Annotated in this window: 14 protein-coding genes; 8 read left to right on the plus strand and 6 right to left on the minus strand. The window is 62.3% G+C overall.

Features of this window, described 5'->3' with window-relative positions:
* Positions 1 to 25 precede the first annotated feature (25 nt).
* Positions 26 to 1,198, minus strand: a complete 1,173-nt coding sequence (gene tgt, locus G7048_RS14105) for a tRNA guanosine(34) transglycosylase Tgt (protein WP_166068748.1) — start codon at positions 1,196 to 1,198, stop codon at positions 26 to 28.
* Positions 1,199 to 1,299: 101 nt separating this feature from the next.
* Between tgt and G7048_RS14110 the strand changes: the two genes are divergently transcribed.
* The gene (locus tag G7048_RS14110) at positions 1,300 to 1,788 is read left to right on the plus strand and encodes a universal stress protein (protein WP_166068749.1); all 489 of its coding nucleotides are present in this window, start codon (positions 1,300 to 1,302) and stop codon (positions 1,786 to 1,788) included.
* Positions 1,789 to 1,811: 23 nt separating this feature from the next.
* On the opposite strand, the gene G7048_RS14115 is transcribed toward G7048_RS14110, so the two are convergent.
* Both G7048_RS14115 and G7048_RS14120 read right to left on the minus strand, forming a co-directional pair.
* The gene (locus tag G7048_RS14115; RefSeq protein ID WP_166068750.1) at positions 1,812 to 2,204 is read right to left on the minus strand and encodes a hypothetical protein; all 393 of its coding nucleotides are present in this window, start codon (positions 2,202 to 2,204) and stop codon (positions 1,812 to 1,814) included.
* A gap of 216 nt (positions 2,205 to 2,420) precedes the next feature.
* A complete protein-coding gene (locus G7048_RS14120) occupies positions 2,421 to 2,942 on the minus strand; it encodes a MarR family winged helix-turn-helix transcriptional regulator (RefSeq protein ID WP_166068751.1) in 522 nt (173 codons plus the stop codon).
* Positions 2,943 to 3,068: 126 nt separating this feature from the next.
* Here G7048_RS14120 and G7048_RS14125 point away from each other — a divergent pair, with 126 nt between their 5' ends.
* The 7 genes from G7048_RS14125 to G7048_RS14155 are packed head-to-tail and all read left to right on the plus strand — an operon-like array spanning position 3,069 to position 10,893.
* Positions 3,069 to 5,429 carry a bifunctional salicylyl-CoA 5-hydroxylase/oxidoreductase gene (locus tag G7048_RS14125; RefSeq protein ID WP_166068752.1) on the plus strand — a complete coding sequence of 787 codons (2,361 nt, stop codon included), beginning with the start codon at positions 3,069 to 3,071 and terminating at the stop codon, positions 5,427 to 5,429.
* Between the two features lies 1 nt (position 5,430).
* On the plus strand, positions 5,431 to 6,222 hold the full coding sequence (locus G7048_RS14130; protein ID WP_371747538.1) for an SDR family NAD(P)-dependent oxidoreductase: 792 nt from the start codon (positions 5,431 to 5,433) through the stop codon (positions 6,220 to 6,222).
* 42 nt (positions 6,223 to 6,264) lie between these two features.
* Complete coding sequence (locus G7048_RS14135) at positions 6,265 to 7,131, plus strand: enoyl-CoA hydratase family protein (protein ID WP_166068753.1); 867 nt, start codon at positions 6,265 to 6,267, stop codon at positions 7,129 to 7,131.
* A 1-nt stretch (position 7,132) separates the two neighbouring features.
* A complete protein-coding gene (locus tag G7048_RS14140; RefSeq protein WP_166068754.1) occupies positions 7,133 to 8,305 on the plus strand; it encodes an acyl-CoA dehydrogenase family protein in 1,173 nt (390 codons plus the stop codon).
* A 48-nt stretch (positions 8,306 to 8,353) separates the two neighbouring features.
* The gene (locus G7048_RS14145) at positions 8,354 to 9,973 is read left to right on the plus strand and encodes a benzoate-CoA ligase family protein (RefSeq protein ID WP_166068755.1); all 1,620 of its coding nucleotides are present in this window, start codon (positions 8,354 to 8,356) and stop codon (positions 9,971 to 9,973) included.
* Entirely contained in the window at positions 9,970 to 10,452 is a 483-nt protein-coding gene (locus G7048_RS14150; protein WP_371747539.1) for an acyl-CoA thioesterase, read from the plus strand. Before G7048_RS14145 ends, G7048_RS14150 begins: the two co-directional genes overlap by 4 nt.
* Positions 10,453 to 10,473: 21 nt before the next feature.
* Complete coding sequence (locus tag G7048_RS14155) at positions 10,474 to 10,893, plus strand: RidA family protein (protein WP_166068756.1); 420 nt, start codon at positions 10,474 to 10,476, stop codon at positions 10,891 to 10,893.
* Between the two features lie 219 nt (positions 10,894 to 11,112).
* Here the strand turns inward: G7048_RS14155 and G7048_RS14160 are convergent, their stop codons facing one another.
* The 3 genes from G7048_RS14160 to G7048_RS14170 all read right to left on the minus strand — a co-directional run bounded on the left by G7048_RS14160 (position 11,113) and on the right by G7048_RS14170 (position 14,919).
* Positions 11,113 to 12,306, minus strand: a complete 1,194-nt coding sequence (locus tag G7048_RS14160) for a phospholipase A (protein WP_371747540.1) — start codon at positions 12,304 to 12,306, stop codon at positions 11,113 to 11,115.
* Between the two features lie 72 nt (positions 12,307 to 12,378).
* Positions 12,379 to 12,807 carry a hypothetical protein gene (locus G7048_RS14165; RefSeq protein WP_166068758.1) on the minus strand — a complete coding sequence of 143 codons (429 nt, stop codon included), beginning with the start codon at positions 12,805 to 12,807 and terminating at the stop codon, positions 12,379 to 12,381.
* Positions 12,808 to 12,849: 42 nt separating this feature from the next.
* A complete protein-coding gene (locus G7048_RS14170; RefSeq protein ID WP_166068759.1) occupies positions 12,850 to 14,919 on the minus strand; it encodes an ATP-dependent helicase in 2,070 nt (689 codons plus the stop codon).
* Positions 14,920 to 15,495: the final 576 nt, after the last annotated feature.

Raw genomic sequence — 15,495 nt, forward strand, 5'->3', positions numbered from 1 at the left:
ACTGAGCGCTCTTTTGCGGATTCGCTCAGACGCCGCGTGCGCGGTCTGTCTTGAACTGAGCGCGGAATTGGGCGAACGTGCCCGCATCCAGTGCATCGCGCACTTCCTGCATCAGATTCAGGTAGTAGTGGAGATTGTGAATTGTTGTCAGCATCGGGCCGAGCATTTCGCCGCAGCGGTCAAGGTGATGCAAATACGCACGCGAGAAGCCGTCGCGCCCGCCGTCATCCCAGCTCACGCCGCTCGTGCCTGCGCAGGCGTGGCAGGTACAGGTGGTGTCGATGGGCTGGTGGTCGGTCTTGTGGCGGGCGTTGCGCAGCTTCAGGTCGCCGTAGCGGGTGAAGATCGTGCCGTTGCGCGCGTTGCGCGTGGGCATCACGCAGTCGAACATGTCCACACCGTCGGCCACGCCCTGCACCAGATCTTCCGGCGTGCCCACGCCCATCAGGTAGCGCGGCTTGTTTTCGGGCAGCAGATGCGGCGTGTGGGCCATGATCTCCAGCATCTCGTCCTTGGGCTCGCCCACCGAGACGCCGCCGACCGCGTAGCCGGGGAAATCCATCTCGACCAGCGCGTCCAGCGATTCCTTGCGCAGGTTGGTGTACATGCCGCCCTGCACGATGCCGAACAGCGCGTTCGGGTTTTCAAGGCGCTCGAATTCGTCCTTGGATCGCTTGGCCCAGCGGCGGCTCATCTCCATGGACTTGCGCGCCTCGGCCTCGGTGGTCTTGTGGCCGTTGGTCTCGTACGGGGTGCACTCGTCGAGTTGCATGACGATGTCCGAGTTCAGAGTCGTCTGGATCTGCATGCTCACCTCTGGCGACATGAACAGCTTGTCGCCATTCACGGGGCTCTGGAAGTGAACGCCTTCTTCGGTGATCTTGCGCATCGCGCCGAGGCTCCAGACCTGAAAGCCGCCCGAGTCGGTGAGGATGGGCTTGTTCCACTTCTCGAATCCATGCAGGCCGCCGAAGCTCTCCATGATGTCGAGGCCGGGGCGCATCCACAGGTGGAAGGTGTTGCCCAGGATGATCTGCGCGCCCATCTCTTCGAGGCTGCGCGGCATCACGCCCTTGACGGTGCCGTAGGTGCCCACGGGCATGAAGATGGGGGTCTGCACGACGCCATGGTTGAGCGTGAGTTTGGCTCGGCGTGCGTGGCTTGTCGGATCGGTTGTGAGGAGTTCGAACTGCAGCATGATGGGCGCAATTGTCCCAGACTGCAGATACAGAATCTTTCACAAGCCCATTCGTCGTTCTACACTGTTCATAGCAGGGGTAAATAACGAAAGGAAGTCACATGGTAAGAATTCTTGTTGCGGTCGATGGATCCGAACTGGCGCTCGATGCGGTGCGCCACGCGCTGATGCTGGTTCGCGAAGGGTTGAAAGCAGTCGTCGTGCTGGGCCATGTGCAGGAAGAAGCGTCGTTTCTGGAGTTGGCAACCCAAGGGGGCGACGCGATTGCCGAGGCTGCAGTCGAGGCTGGCAAGCACCTGACCCGTCCCGCCGAAAAGCTGGTGCGCGATGCCGGTGTGCCGTTCGAAACCGAAATCGTGCTCGGCTCGCCCGCTGCGGCGCTGTGTGATCTGGCCGAGGCGCAGGGTTGCGACTTCATCGTGATGGGCGCGCGTGGCGTCGGCGCGATGCGTGCGGCGGTGATCGGGTCGGTCTCGCAGGCCGTGGTGCACCAGTGCAATCTGCCGGTGATGGTCGTCAAGCACATTGATGCGCTCGAAGACGAGAACGCGAGCGAAGAGGAAGATCTGGACGCTGCCGAGGCAGAGTAAGGCGCAAAAACAGGGCCGTTCGTTCAGGCGGCCTTGCGCATCGGTTCTTCATGAAAACCGCGTTGCAGCTTGCCGTGCGGCAGGCTGCCGATGCGCTGAAAAATCCGGCGACAATAGATGCGGCTCCACAGGCACTTGTTGAGCTCTTCGACAGGCCACGGGCCGCTCACCACCACCAGGTCATTGGCCTTGTCCCATTCGCCCGCAGCGCGCAGGCGGCGGCGCGTGTGGGCCGCCCAGGACTGGATCCGCGTGGGTGCGCCATGTTCGTGGATTTCGCCAGTCTGGCGATTGAAGGCGACCGCGACCTGGTCGGTCTGCAGCTTGTAGCGGCGCTCGCCGGTGATCTGGCTGGGCGCTTCGCTCAGGTCGTACAGAAAGTAGCTGCTCGCTTTGAGCTGGTACTGCAGGTCCATGGCGGATTCCTCCGGACATTGGTGTTGAAGATGAAACAGCGACGGTGGGGCGCCGGTTCGGCGCAACGCTGTGGTGGCAGAGAAATGCCAACAATCTTCAAACAACGCCGGAGCCAGCGCGAAAGTGCTACGCATTGTGTAGCTGCCCTCGCCAATGCGCAAGGGTTGGATGCGGTTTTCTGTGACGAATTGAAGGGCGGATGAGCCGCAGACCGCTCAGTCGGGCTGGTCGCCGGGCCGATCCAGCACCCGCCGCAGCTCGCCCAATTGCTCGTAGAGCGCCTTCACATGCGTGCCGCCAAGCGGCGCAAACATCTGTTCCAGCCATTGCTCGTGCTCGGCCGCCATGCGGTTGAATTGCTGCTGGCCGTTCTTCGTGAGCCGCACGAACATCGCGCGGCGGTCGCTGTCGTCCACCACGCGCTCGACCCAGCCTTCGGCCACGAGCTGGTCGGTCAGGCCCGTCACATTGCCGCCGGTGACCATCAGATATTCCGACAGCGTCTTCATGCGCAGCCCTTCGGGAAAGCGGCTGAGCTGGGCCATGTAGTCAAAGCGCGAGAGCGTGGTGCCGAACTGCGCCTGCAGGTTGCTGCGGATCGTCTGCTCGATCTGCGTGCTGCAGGTGAGCAGCCGCAGCCACAGCCGCACGGCCTGATGGTCGTCGTGCGACAGGCCCGCCTCGCGGCCGGGGCGGTCGCTGGCGTAGGGCGGAGAGTCGGGGGCGCGTGACGTCATGGCTGGCTGCTGCGTATCGAAAGAGTCTGTAAAGGACGGCGGTCTTAAGGGTTAGTTCTATCTTAGCTCATCATTGAGTTGTGAATAATTTAGTTCTAAAGTAATTTCCCGAATCGGAAGACAACCATGAAGATCGTTTGCATCGGTGGGGGGCCCGCGGGTTTGTATTTCGCGCTGCTGATGAAGCAGCTCGATCCGAACCATGACATCACGGTGGTCGAGCGCAACAAGCCCTACGACACCTTTGGCTGGGGCGTGGTGTTCTCCGACGCGACCATGGACAACATGCGCGAGTGGGACACGGTGACCGCCGCCGAGATCGAGCTGGCGTTCAACCACTGGGACGACATCGAGCTGCTGTTCAAGGGCCGCACGATCCGCTCGGGCGGCCACGGTTTCGTGGGCATCGGTCGCAAGCATCTGCTCAACATTCTGCAGGCGCGCTGCGAACAGCTGGGCGTGAAGCTGGTGTTCAACACCGATGCACAAAGCGACGAAGACTACGCCGATGCCGACCTCGTCATCGCCAGCGACGGCGTGAATTCGCGCATCCGCAGCCGATACGAAAACGTCTTCAAACCTGACATCGTCACCCGCCCCAATCGCTATATCTGGCTGGGCACGCACAAGGTCTACGAGGCGTTCACCTTCGACTTCGTGCGCACCGAACATGGCTGGTTCCAGGCGCACATCTACAAGTTTGACGACGAGACTTCGACCTTCATCGTCGAGACCACGGAAGACACCTGGAAGGCCAGTGGCCTCGAAGGAGCCGATCAGGAGCAGTCCATCGCCTTCTGCGAAAAGCTGTTTGCAGGCAATCTCGACGGCGCGAAATTGATGACCAACGCGCGCCATCTGCGCGGCTCCGCATGGATCAACTTCCAGCGCGTGGTGTGCGAGCAATGGTGGCTCCAAAACAGCAAGGGCAGCCATGTGGTGCTGATGGGCGATGCCGTGCACACGGCGCACTTCGCGATCGGATCGGGCACCAAGCTGGCCATCGAAGACGCCATCGAACTCACGCGCCAGTTCAAGCTGCTGGGCGACACACGCGAGCACATCCCCGAAGTTCTGGCCGCCTATCAGGAAGCGCGTCGCGTGGAGACGCTGCGCATCCAGAACGCCGCGTGGAATGCGATGGAGTGGTTCGAGGTCTGCGGCAAGCGCTACTGCGATCAGCTCGAACCCGAGCAGTTCATGTATTCCATGCTCACGCGCAGCCAGCGCATCAGCCACGAAAACCTGCGCCTGCGCGATGCCAAATGGCTGGGCGGCTACGAGCAATGGCTGGCGCAGAAAAATGGCGTGCAGGTCGAGGGCAACAGCGTCACGCCGCCGCCGATGTTCCTGCCCTACCAACTGCGCGAGCTGACGCTCAAGAACCGCATCGTGGTCTCGCCGATGGCGCAGTACTCGGCCGTCGATGGCGTGCCGGGCGACTTTCACCTTGTGCATCTCGGCGCGCGTGCCATGGGTGGTGCGGGGCTGGTGTTTGCCGAGATGGCCTGCGTGAGCGCGGAAGGCCGTATCACGCCCGGCTGTCCCGGTGTGTACAACGAAACACATAAGCAGGGCTGGAAGCGCATCGCGGACTGGATTCACGCGAACACCGATGCCAAGTTCGCCATGCAGATCGGGCACGCGGGCGCGAAGGCCTCCACCCGTCTGGCGTGGGACGGCACCGACCTGCCTTTGCCGGATGGCAACTGGCCGATCATGTCGGCGTCCGAGCAACAGTATCTCGACGGCGTGAGCCAGATCTCGAAAGCCATGACGCGCGAGGACATGGACCGCGTGAAGCAGCAGTTCGTGGATGGAGCAACGATGGCCGCCGAGGTCGGTGCGGACTGGCTGGAGCTGCATTGCGCGCACGGCTATCTGCTGTCGAGCTTCATCTCGCCGCTCACCAATCACCGCACGGACGAGTACGGTGGCAGTCTGGAAAACCGGCTGCGCTATCCCATCGAAATCTTCAAGGCCGTCCGCGCCGTGTGGCCCGAAGACCGGCCCATGTCGGTTCGCATTTCCGCGCACGACTGGGTGCCGGGCGGCATCACGCCCGAAGACGCGGTGGAGATCGCCAAGGCTTTCAAGGCAGCGGGCGCGGACCTGATCGATTGCTCCTCGGGCCAGGTCAGCAAGCAGGAAAAGCCGGTGTTCGGCCGCATGTTCCAGACACCGTTTGCCGACCGCATCCGGCAGGAGGCGGGCATCGCCACCATGGCCGTCGGTGCGATCAGCGAGGCCGATCATGCCAACAGCATCATCGCCGCAGGCCGCGCCGATCTGTGCGCCGTCGCACGTCCGCATCTGGCCAACCCGGCATGGACGCTGACCGAGGCCGCGAAGATCGGCTACACGCAGCTCGCGTGGCCCCAACAGTATTACCAGGGCAAGCGCCAGATGGAAGCCAATTTCGAGCGCGAAAAGGCGCAGCAGCAAGCCGCCATTGCAGCCGCTGCGGCGCATGGTGGAGCGGAGTGACATGATGAACATGGCATCCACACATCCGACGCCGCTCGCAGGTCAGCACGCCTTGGTGACAGGCGCGGGACAGGGCATTGGCGAAGCGATTGCGCGGCAACTGCTGGCACGCGGAGCAAAGGTCACCGTGCTCGGCAGACGCGCCGCGCCATTGCAAACTTTGGTCGAAGAATATGCCGGTCAATGCCAGGCCGTGCAGGCCGATGTGGCGAACGCAGAAGCGGTGCAGGCGGCATTTGAAAACGCGGCCAGCACGTTCGGCGGCATCGACATTCTCGTGAACAACGCGGGGCAGGCTGCGAGCGCGCCGTTCATGAAGATGGACCTGGCGACATGGAACGCCATGCTGGCCGTGAACCTCACCGGCACCATGTTGTGCATCCAGCAGGTGTTGCCCGGCATGGTGGCGCGCGGTGCGGGGCGCATCGTGAACGTGGCGAGCACGGCGGGGCTCAAGGGCTACGGCTATGTGTCGGCTTACTGCGCGGCCAAGCATGGCGTGATCGGGCTCACGCGCTCGCTCGCGCTGGAGCTGGCATCCAAAGGCATCACCGTCAACGCCGTGTGCCCCGGCTACACCGAAACCGACATCGTGCGCGACAGCATTGCGCGCGTGGTGCAGAAGACCGGTCGCAGCGAGGAGCAGGCCATGGCCGAGTTCGTCAAGGGCAATCCGCAGGGGCGTCTGGTGCAGCCGAACGAAGTCGCAGACGCGGTTCTGTGGCTTTGCGGCTCTGGCGCAAGTGCGATCACCGGGCAAAGCATTGCGGTCGCCGGTGGCGAGGTGATGTGAACGAACACGAACAACGAACTCAGAAGAAAGCGAGACAAGCAAATGAATGAAAAGCAAACCGGCTCCACCATCGATCCAGGGCTGCTCGCGGGCAATCGCAAGCAGTTGGCGGGCTATGCGGCGCAGCATTTTCAGTGGCAGGTGGAGAACGGCGTCGGCACCATCACGCTGAATCGGCCCGATCGCAAGAACCCGCTGACGTTCGAGTCGTATGCCGAACTGCGCGACCTGTTCCATGAGCTGAAGTGGGCCACCGATGTGAAGGCCGTGGTGCTGGTGGGCGCGGGCGGCAATTTCTGCTCGGGCGGCGATGTGCATGAAATCATCGGCCCGCTGGTGCAGTTGAAAGCGCCCGAGCTGCTGATGTTCACGCGCATGACGGGCGAGCTGGTGAAGATGATGCGCACCTGCCCGCAACCCATCATCGCGGCCATCGATGGCGTGTGCGCGGGAGCAGGCGCGATCATGGCGATGTCGTCCGACATGCGGCTTGGCACCGCACGCAGCAAGACCGCGTTTCTGTTCAACCGCGTGGGCCTTGCCGGTTGCGACATGGGGGCCTGCGCGATCCTGCCGCGCATCATCGGACAGGGCCGTGCGAGCGAGCTGCTCTACACCGGTCGCAGCTTGGGTGGCGAAGAGGGCGAACGCTGGGGCTTCTTCAATCGCTTGTGCGAGCCGGACGCGGTGCTTGCCGAAGCGCAGAAGCTTGCGGCCGACTTGGTTGCGGGCCCGAGCTTTGCCAACGGCATCACCAAGACCATGCTGCACCAGGAATGGGCCATGACCATCGAGCAGGCCATCGAGGCCGAAGCGCAGGCGCAGGCGATCTGCATGCTGACCGAAGATTTCTCGCGTGCGTATCACGCCTTCGTCGCCAAGCAGAAACCACAATTCGAGGGGAACTGACATGGCCGATCAAAGCTATCTGAAATGGCCGTTCTTCGATGCGCGGCATGAAGCGCTGGCATTGGAGCTTGATGCATGGGCCGCGCAAAACATCGCGCATGAACATGGCTCCGATGTGGATGCGGAGTGCCGTCAGCTTGTCCAGCAATTGGGTGCCGCCGGGTGGCTCAAGCACGCGGTTGCCGGTGCGGTGTTTGGCGGCGCGGGCGAGCAGATCGACACACGCGCCATCTGCCTGATTCGTGAAACGCTGGCGCGACACAGCGGCTTGGCCGATTTCGCATTCGCCATGCAGGGACTGGGGTCGGGTGCGATCTCGCTGGCGGGTTCGGGCGCGCAGAAGGAGCGCTATCTCACGCGCGTGGCCAAGGGCGAATCGATTGCGGCGTTTGCGCTGTCCGAGCCGAATGCGGGATCGGATGTGGCGGCCATGAGTTGCGAGGCGCGGCTTGAAGGCGATCACTATGTCATCAACGGCGAGAAGACCTGGATTTCCAACGGCGGCATTGCCGATTTCTACGTCGTGTTCGTGCGCACCGGCGAAGCGCCCGGTGCGCGCGGCATCACCGCATTGATCGTCGATGCGGGAATGCCGGGCTTCGAGATCGCAGAGCGCATCGATGTGATTGCGCCGCACCCGCTTGCGCGCTTGAAATTCAGCAACTGCCGCGTACCGGTGACGCAGCGTGTGGGCGCTGCAGGCGAGGGCTTCAAGGTGGCGATGCGCACGCTCGACGTGTTCCGCACCTCGGTGGCGGCTGCGGCATTGGGCTTTGCGCGCCGCGCGTTGGATGAAGCGTTGCAGCGCGCCACGTCGCGCAAGATGTTTGGCGGCGTGCTCGCCGACTTCCAGCTCACGCAGGCCAAACTCGCGCAGATGGCCACGCAGATCGACAGCGCCGCGCTGCTCACTTACCGCGCGGCATGGCAGCGCGATCAGGGCCAGAACGTCACGCGCGAAGCGGCCATGGCCAAGATGACCGCGACGGAAAACGCGCAGCAGGTGATCGACGCTGCAGTGCAGATGTGGGGCGGCTTGGGCGTTGTCAGCAAGCAGCCGGTGGAGCGCCTGTATCGCGAGATTCGCGCCTTGCGCATCTACGAAGGCGCAACCGAAGTGCAGCAACTCATCATCGCGCGCGAGCTGCTCAAAGAGGTTGCCGCGCGCGCCTGAATGCGCCTGCCCATCCGTCCATCATGTGTTTGCGAGAGGTTGATTTTCATGTCCTACACCGCTCACGTCGATACCTTTGCGGCCGATCATCTGCCGCCACCTGAGCAGCAGCCGCAGTTCCATTTCGATCTGCCCGAACTGCAGTTTCCCGCGCGCTTGAACTGCGCCACCGAACTGCTCGACCGCCATGTGCGCGAAGGTCGCGGCGAGCGTCTGGCGCTGCAGGCGCCCGGCGTGCGCTGGACATACGCGCAGTTGCTCGAGCAGGCCAATCGCATTGCCAATGTGCTCGTGCGTGATATGGGCCTCGTGCCCGGCAATCGCGTGCTGCTGTTTGGGCCCAACAATCCGATGATGGTGGCGAGTTGGTTCGGTGTGGTCAAAGCAGGCGGCATTGCGGTGAGCGCCATGCCGCTGCTGCGCGCCAAGGAGTTGTCGGCCATCGTCGACATTGCACAGATCAGCCACGCGCTGTGCGACGAGCGCCTGCGCGAAGAGGTCGAAGGCACGCAGCAGAAATCGCCCGCGCTGCGCCATGTGCGCTACTTCAATGCGCCTGCGGGCGATGCGCAATCGCTGGAAGACATGATGCAGAAGGCGTCGGCCGAGTTCAGCAATGTCGATACCGCAGCGACAGACACTTGCCTGTTCGGCTTCACTTCGGGAACGACCGGTGTGCCCAAGGCCACCATGCATTTTCATCGCGATGTGATGGCGGTCTGCGCCTGCTGGCCCCGGCATGTGCTGCGCGCAAATGCGGACGATGTATTCATCGGTAGCCCGCCGATCGCGTTCACGTTCGGGCTGGGTGGTCAGGTGCTTTTTCCGATGTCGATTGGCGCGTCGATGTCGCTGATCGAGAAGGTCGGACCACAGCAGTTGGTGGAAGGCATCGAGCAGTTCGGTGCAACGGTGATGTTCACTGCTCCCACCTCGTATCGCACCATGTCAGCGTATGCGGATCGCCTTCGCCGGAGCACGCTGCGCAAATGCGTTTCGGCGGGCGAGGCGCTGAATGCGTCCACGCGTGCGATGTGGAAGGACGGCACGGGCATCGAGATCATCGACGGCATTGGCTCGACCGAGCTGCTGCATATTTTCATCTCGCACCGCGAAGACGAAGCGCATGCGGGTGCCACCGGCAAGGCCGTTCCGGGTTATCGGGCGAAAGTGGTGGACGACGATGGCAATGAGGTGCCCGTCGGCGCGGTGGGAAAGCTGGCGGTGCAAGGCCCGACGGGTTGCCGTTATCTCAACGACGAGCGGCAGCGCAAGTACGTGGTGGGCGGCTGGAACATGACGGGCGATGCTTACGTGATGGACGAGAACGGTTATTTCATCTACCAGGCGCGCACCGACGACATGATCATCTCGGCGGGCTACAACATCGCCGCGCCCGAGGTGGAGGACGCGTTGATGGCCCACGCAGCCGTCGCCGAATGCGCAGTGATCGGTGCGCCGGATACGGAGCGCGGGCAGATCGTCAAGGCGTTCGTGGTGCTCAAGGAAGGCAGCGCGGGCGACGATGCGATGGTTCGCCAACTGCAGGATTTCGTGAAGCAGACGGTCGCGCCGTACAAGTACCCGCGCGCTGTCGAATTCGTGAAATCCCTGCCGCGCACCGCGACCGGAAAACTGCAGCGCTTCAAGCTGCATGCGAAGACATGACTACGACAAAGACGATGAACCTGACGAATGCCGCGCGTCGTTTTTTGCGGCCCGTTCCCATCCGCTTTGCGCATTGCGATCCGGCGGGGATCATCTTTTTTCCGCAATACCTCGTGCTGTTCAACGGACTGGTCGAGGACTGGTTCAACGAGGGGCTGGGAGTCTCTTACGCAGCGATGCTCGCCGAGCAGCGCACGGGGCTACCCATCGTGCATCTGGAGTGCGACTTTCGCGCGATCACGCGCATGGGCGAGACGGTCGATCTGGGGCTGATGGTGAGCCGATTGGGATCGCGTTCCATCACGCTGGATATGGAATGCCGAGGCACTGCCGATGGCGTCCTGCGCGTGGCGGCGCGCAAGGTGCTGGTGTTCACCAGCTTGGATACGCACGAAGCCATTGCCGCACCTGCGCACATCCGCGCAGCGATCGAGCGCTGGATGGATGAACCGAACCCACACACAAGTGAATCTGAATGAGTCGAAAGGATGGATGAGAACATGACCACAACCACATCAAACACACCAACCAAACAAGCACTGCTTCCAGAGGGCTGGCCGCGTCCCAAGGGCTATGCCAACGGCGTCGCCGCGAGCGGGCGCATGGTGTTCGTGGCCGGGATGATCGGCTGGGATGGGCAGGGTGTCTTCCACACGGACGACTTTGCGGGGCAGGTGCGGCAAGCGCTGCAGAACGTGGTCGATGTGCTGGCGGCGGGTGGCGCAAAGCCCGAGCACATCGTGCGCATGACGTGGTATGTGACGAGCAAGAAGGAGTATCTGGCTGCGGGGCGCGAAGTGGGGCAGGCTTACAAGGAGGTGATTGGGTCGTTCGACATTGCGATGACGGCCGTTGAAGTGGCGGATCTCATCGAAGACCGGGCCAAAGTGGAAATCGAGTGCACCGCCGTCGTGCCTTGAGTTGATTTTGCTTTGGTGTTTACGAAGCCTTGCGGCTTCGATTGGTCATTCGTTTGGAGGCGGCAATACAGCCCTTCATACTTTGTTGCGAAGCCTTGCCGTATAGGAATACTGTCTGCGGCTTCGCGTCGCGTCTGAAGGGCTGTCTTGCCGTTGTGGTGCGAGTTCTAGGCGTGCGAATGCTGCTTGGCTTTGCTGGCGCTTGCGCGCCTATTTGTTTTAGAAGTCCAGCAGGCTGAAGCCCACTGACAGCACGTTGCGCTTGAAGTTGTAGTCGATCAGGCTGTCGCCATAACCGCTGAAGAAGCTGGCGTGCAGGCGCAGGTTGCTTTTGCCGCCGAGCCAGCCTTCGCCCAGGGTGTGCATCCAGTCGATCTTGCCGGAGCCCTTGCCGTGGCCGTTGAGGGAGCCGCGTGCGGTCAGGCCGAGGTAGTTGCGTTGATTGACGTTCCAGCCCAGGCGCAGTTCGCCGCGTCCGAGGTAGTTCTGGATGTTGGGGTTGTTGTCGTCTTCGGCGCTTTCTTTGATGCGTTTCCAGAGCTTGGCTTCGATGTTGACGCGGTTGGGCAGCTCGAAGCCGGTCATCACGTAGTAGCGGTTCCAGCTGCGCGAGAGCGGGTCGCTCTGGCCGTTGGACTGGTGGGCCAGGCCCACGCCGGAATAGCGCCAGCGCCAGCCGCCGGGCAGCTCGGCGGTGGTGGGGTAGACGTACATGATTTCCGGCTCGTGGTCCGTGTTGCGGAAGGGGCGGGAGATCTTGGAGTTGAACAGCTGCCACGACGATTGCTGTGTGTAGCCGAGCCACAGCGAATCGCGGTACTTGGAATCAGCGCTTGTGAGCAGGCCCGATGCGAGCTTGGTGCGCACCGAGAATTGCAGACGCATTTCCTGTTTCTGATAGGGCCGCTCGAAGTTGGCACTGTTGACCGGATTGCCCGATGTGGGCTGGCGGTTGATCTCGTCCGCGCCCGAGGCCATGACGGACACCGGACGGTAGCCACGGAAGCTGAAGGCTCCGCAGTCCGTGCCTTCTTCGAGTTCCCAGAAGCGCGAGACTTCGGAGAACGAGGCATCGCGGCAGCCGCCGTTGGGCTGGGCTGCTGGTTGCGCATCGGCCACGAGTTCCGCAGGCGGGCGCAGTTGCGCTTGTGCGCCGCTGTCGTTGTTGCTCGTCGCTGCGGTTTGCGTGGTGACAGGCTCTGGCGAACTGGGGCCGATGACGGTTGGCTTGGGTTGGGCGCTGGCCCATTGGTCAAAGCAGGCGAGACGCGCGGCGCTGTCCGTCTGCGCCGTGCACTGGCGCCATGCGGTTTCAGGCGACGAATCGGCGGATTGCGCCTGAGCGGCCATGGGCAGAGAACCGCACAGCATGGCTGCAGCAGCGGCAGAGGCGCGAAGAAGGGTGTGTGACATGGTGGTCATGCAAAGTGTGGAGTGCAGGAACAAGGCAGCGCTGACGATGTGCAAGCTGCCTTGTCTCGAAAATCATTTCGCGGACTTGCGCATGGTGAATTTGAGGCTGCGGTCGTCGCTGCCCGCCCATTCGCCGCGAATGACGCGTGCGCAACTTCCTTCGGCCACGGTGCCGTACCAGTTGCCGCTCACGCTTTTGCCGTCGCGCGATTCTTCCATGGTGAGTTCGCCCTTGTTCACATCACCGACGACGATGGTCTGAAAGCCGGGTCGGGTGATCGAGCCCTTGACGGTGCCGTCCCATTCGGGGTGAGGGCCGAGGTCGATGGTGATGGGGCCGGGTTCGCCGTCCATCTGCACGCTCCAGCGGCCTAGCAGTTCGGGCTGCTCCATCTGCTGCGCAGTGGGGCAAGCGGGACGTGGCGCGGGGAGGCTGGAGCAGGCCGCCAGCAGCGTGGTGATCGAAGCGATGGCCCATGTCTTGAAGAAGGCTGTTTGCATATCCGGTCGGTTCGTATCTCGGTTCGTCAGAGCTTCAGCACGTCAGGCGCTGGGCGGCGTGGCGGCTTGGGCCTTGCGTGCGAATTCGTCGCGCAGTGCGCGCAGCTTGGCGCGCGGATCTTCGCGCGCGGTGGAGGCATCGAGGCCCATCTCGGCGATGAAGCGGCTGGGCATGGTGGTCACCATATCGCGGCCCTTCTTGCGGCGTTTGGTCCAGCTCACGGCCAGCGTGCGCTGCGCACGCGTGATGCCCACATACATCAAACGCCGCTCTTCCTGCAGGCGCAGCGCGGTCTCTTCGCTGACCTTCTGCTGTTTGCCATTTTCGTCGTCGAGCTTGAACGGCAGCATGCCTTCGGTGACGCCCGCAAGCACCACGTGCGGCCATTCCAGGCCCTTGGATGCGTGCAGGGTGGAGAGCACGACCATGTCCTGCTCCTGTTCGCGCTCGCTGATGGTGGACAGCAGCGCAATGTTCTTGGCCACTTCGAGCAGGCTCTTGGTTTCGGTCTGCATCGTCGTGCCAGCGGCGTCTTCGATCTTGCCGCCCGCGCGCTGCACCATCCAGTCGCAGAATTCGAGCACGTTGCTCCAGCGCGCGGCGGCGATGGTCTCGCTGTCTTCGCTGTCGTAGAGATGCTGCTCGTAGCCGATCTCTTTCAGCCAGTCCATCATGAAGGCGCGCGATGCGTCCACGCCCAGCGTGTGGCGCGCACGGTATTCCAGATCGTTGATGTAGCGACCGAACTCGACCACACTTTCATGCGCCTTGCGCGGCAGCACGGCTTCGAGCATGTGGTTGAACAGCGAGCCGAACATGCTGAGCTTGTGCTGCGCCGAAAACTCGCCGAGCTTGCCAAGCGTCGTGTGGCCGATACCGCGTTTGGGCGTGGTGATGGCGCGCAGGAATGCGGGGTCGTCGTCGTTGTTGATCCACAGGCGAAACCAGGCGCACAGGTCCTTGATTTCCGCGCGATCGAAGAAGCTCGTGCCGCCCGAGACCTTGTACGGAATGCTCGCCTTGCGCAGCGCTTTCTCGATGGGCTTGGCCTGGTGGTTGGCGCGGTAGAGCACCGCGAAATCCTTCCACGCGGGTTGCGGGTTGTGCGATGCGCGCAGGCCCTGGATGCGCGCGACGATGCGTTCCGCCTCGTGCTCTTCGGTGTCGCAATCGACGATGCGTACCGGCTCGCCTTCGCCCAGTTCCGAGAACAGCGTTTTCGGGAACAGCTTGGGGTTGGGCTGGATCACGTTGTTGGCCGCGCGCAGGATGGACGAGGTCGAACGGTAGTTCTGCTCCAGCTTGATGAGCTTGAGGTTCGGGTAGTCGATCGGCAGCTTCTTCAGATTGTCCAGCGTCGCGCCGCGCCAGCCGTAGATGGACTGGTCGTCGTCGCCCACGGCGGTGAAATGCGCGCGCTCGCCCACCAGCATTTTCAGCAACTCATATTGAGTGGCGTTGGTGTCCTGGTATTCATCGACCAGCACGTGACCGAGCAGGCGTTGCCATTTCTCGCGCACTTCGGGATGGTTTTTCAGCAGCCGCATCGGCATGCCGATCAGGTCGTCGAAATCGACGCTCTGGTAGGCCGACAGACGTTCTTCGTAGCGCTGCATGATCAGCGCGATGCTGCGGTCGTTGTCGTCCTGCGCCATGGCGAGCGCCTTGCGGGCATCCCAGCCATTGTTCTTCCAGCCGCTGATGGTCCACTGCCATTGGCGCGCGGTGGCCGCATCGGTGGTGCCGCCAGCGCAGTCTTTCAGGATGCCGGTCACGTCGTCCTGATCGAGGATGCTGAACTGCGGCTTCAGGCCGAGCGCGTGGCCGTCCTCGCGCACCATGCGCACGCCCAGCGCGTGAAAGGTGCAGACCAGTACGTCTTTGGCCTGTCTGCCGATCAGGCCGGTGGCACGCTCGCGCATTTCGGCGGCGGCCTTGTTCGTGAAGGTGATGGCAGCGATGCGCTTGGGCGCCAGCCCGTTTTCGATCAGCTTCGCGATCTTGTGCGTGATCACCCGTGTCTTGCCCGAGCCCGCACCGGCAAGCACGAGGCAGGGGCCTTCTGTGTAATGGACGGCTTGGAGCTGAGCCAGATTGAGTCCAGCGGACATGGTGAGGGCGATGCGTGGGGGAGCGGAGAAGAAATGCCGGGGACGGGGCAGATGGCGTCGTCTGCGGCTGCGGGTTCGAAGCGTTGAATCATAGCGATCAGCGCATGTCCCTGCTGCTCCTCAAAGTGGTAGTCATTCTCAATTGCAAAGGTCTAGACCATTTAAGCGTATTCACCACATGGTAAGAAACATTGAGTAACATTCCTCGCTACTCTGCTCGCGCAATTGGGTTAACGCGTGAAACAAGCCCTAGAAACAAGCATTCCAACATGCGGGCTGTACCTGAGCAGAGTGAAATACGTCGCCGTACTGCGCTCAATTACGCACTTTCGAGGACTGCTTTTGATCAAATCATTGGGTTTGCAATGAATTGGATTGAGCACGAACGGTTAACAAATGTCAGCTGCAAGTAAGAAAGTGGCAACCGGTTGTTAGCAGGTATTAATTGAATTCCTGACGCCGATATAATTTTTTCATCGCCACGGACTTTCGAGTGGGTTAATTATGAAACATAACATTGCGGGGGTGGCTCCAGATCTTCTTGCTCCGGCATATCTGGATCGATTCGTAGCTCTT

It is taken from the genome of Diaphorobacter sp. HDW4B, from assembly GCF_011305535.1.
Taxonomy (GTDB): domain Bacteria; phylum Pseudomonadota; class Gammaproteobacteria; order Burkholderiales; family Burkholderiaceae_C; genus Diaphorobacter_A.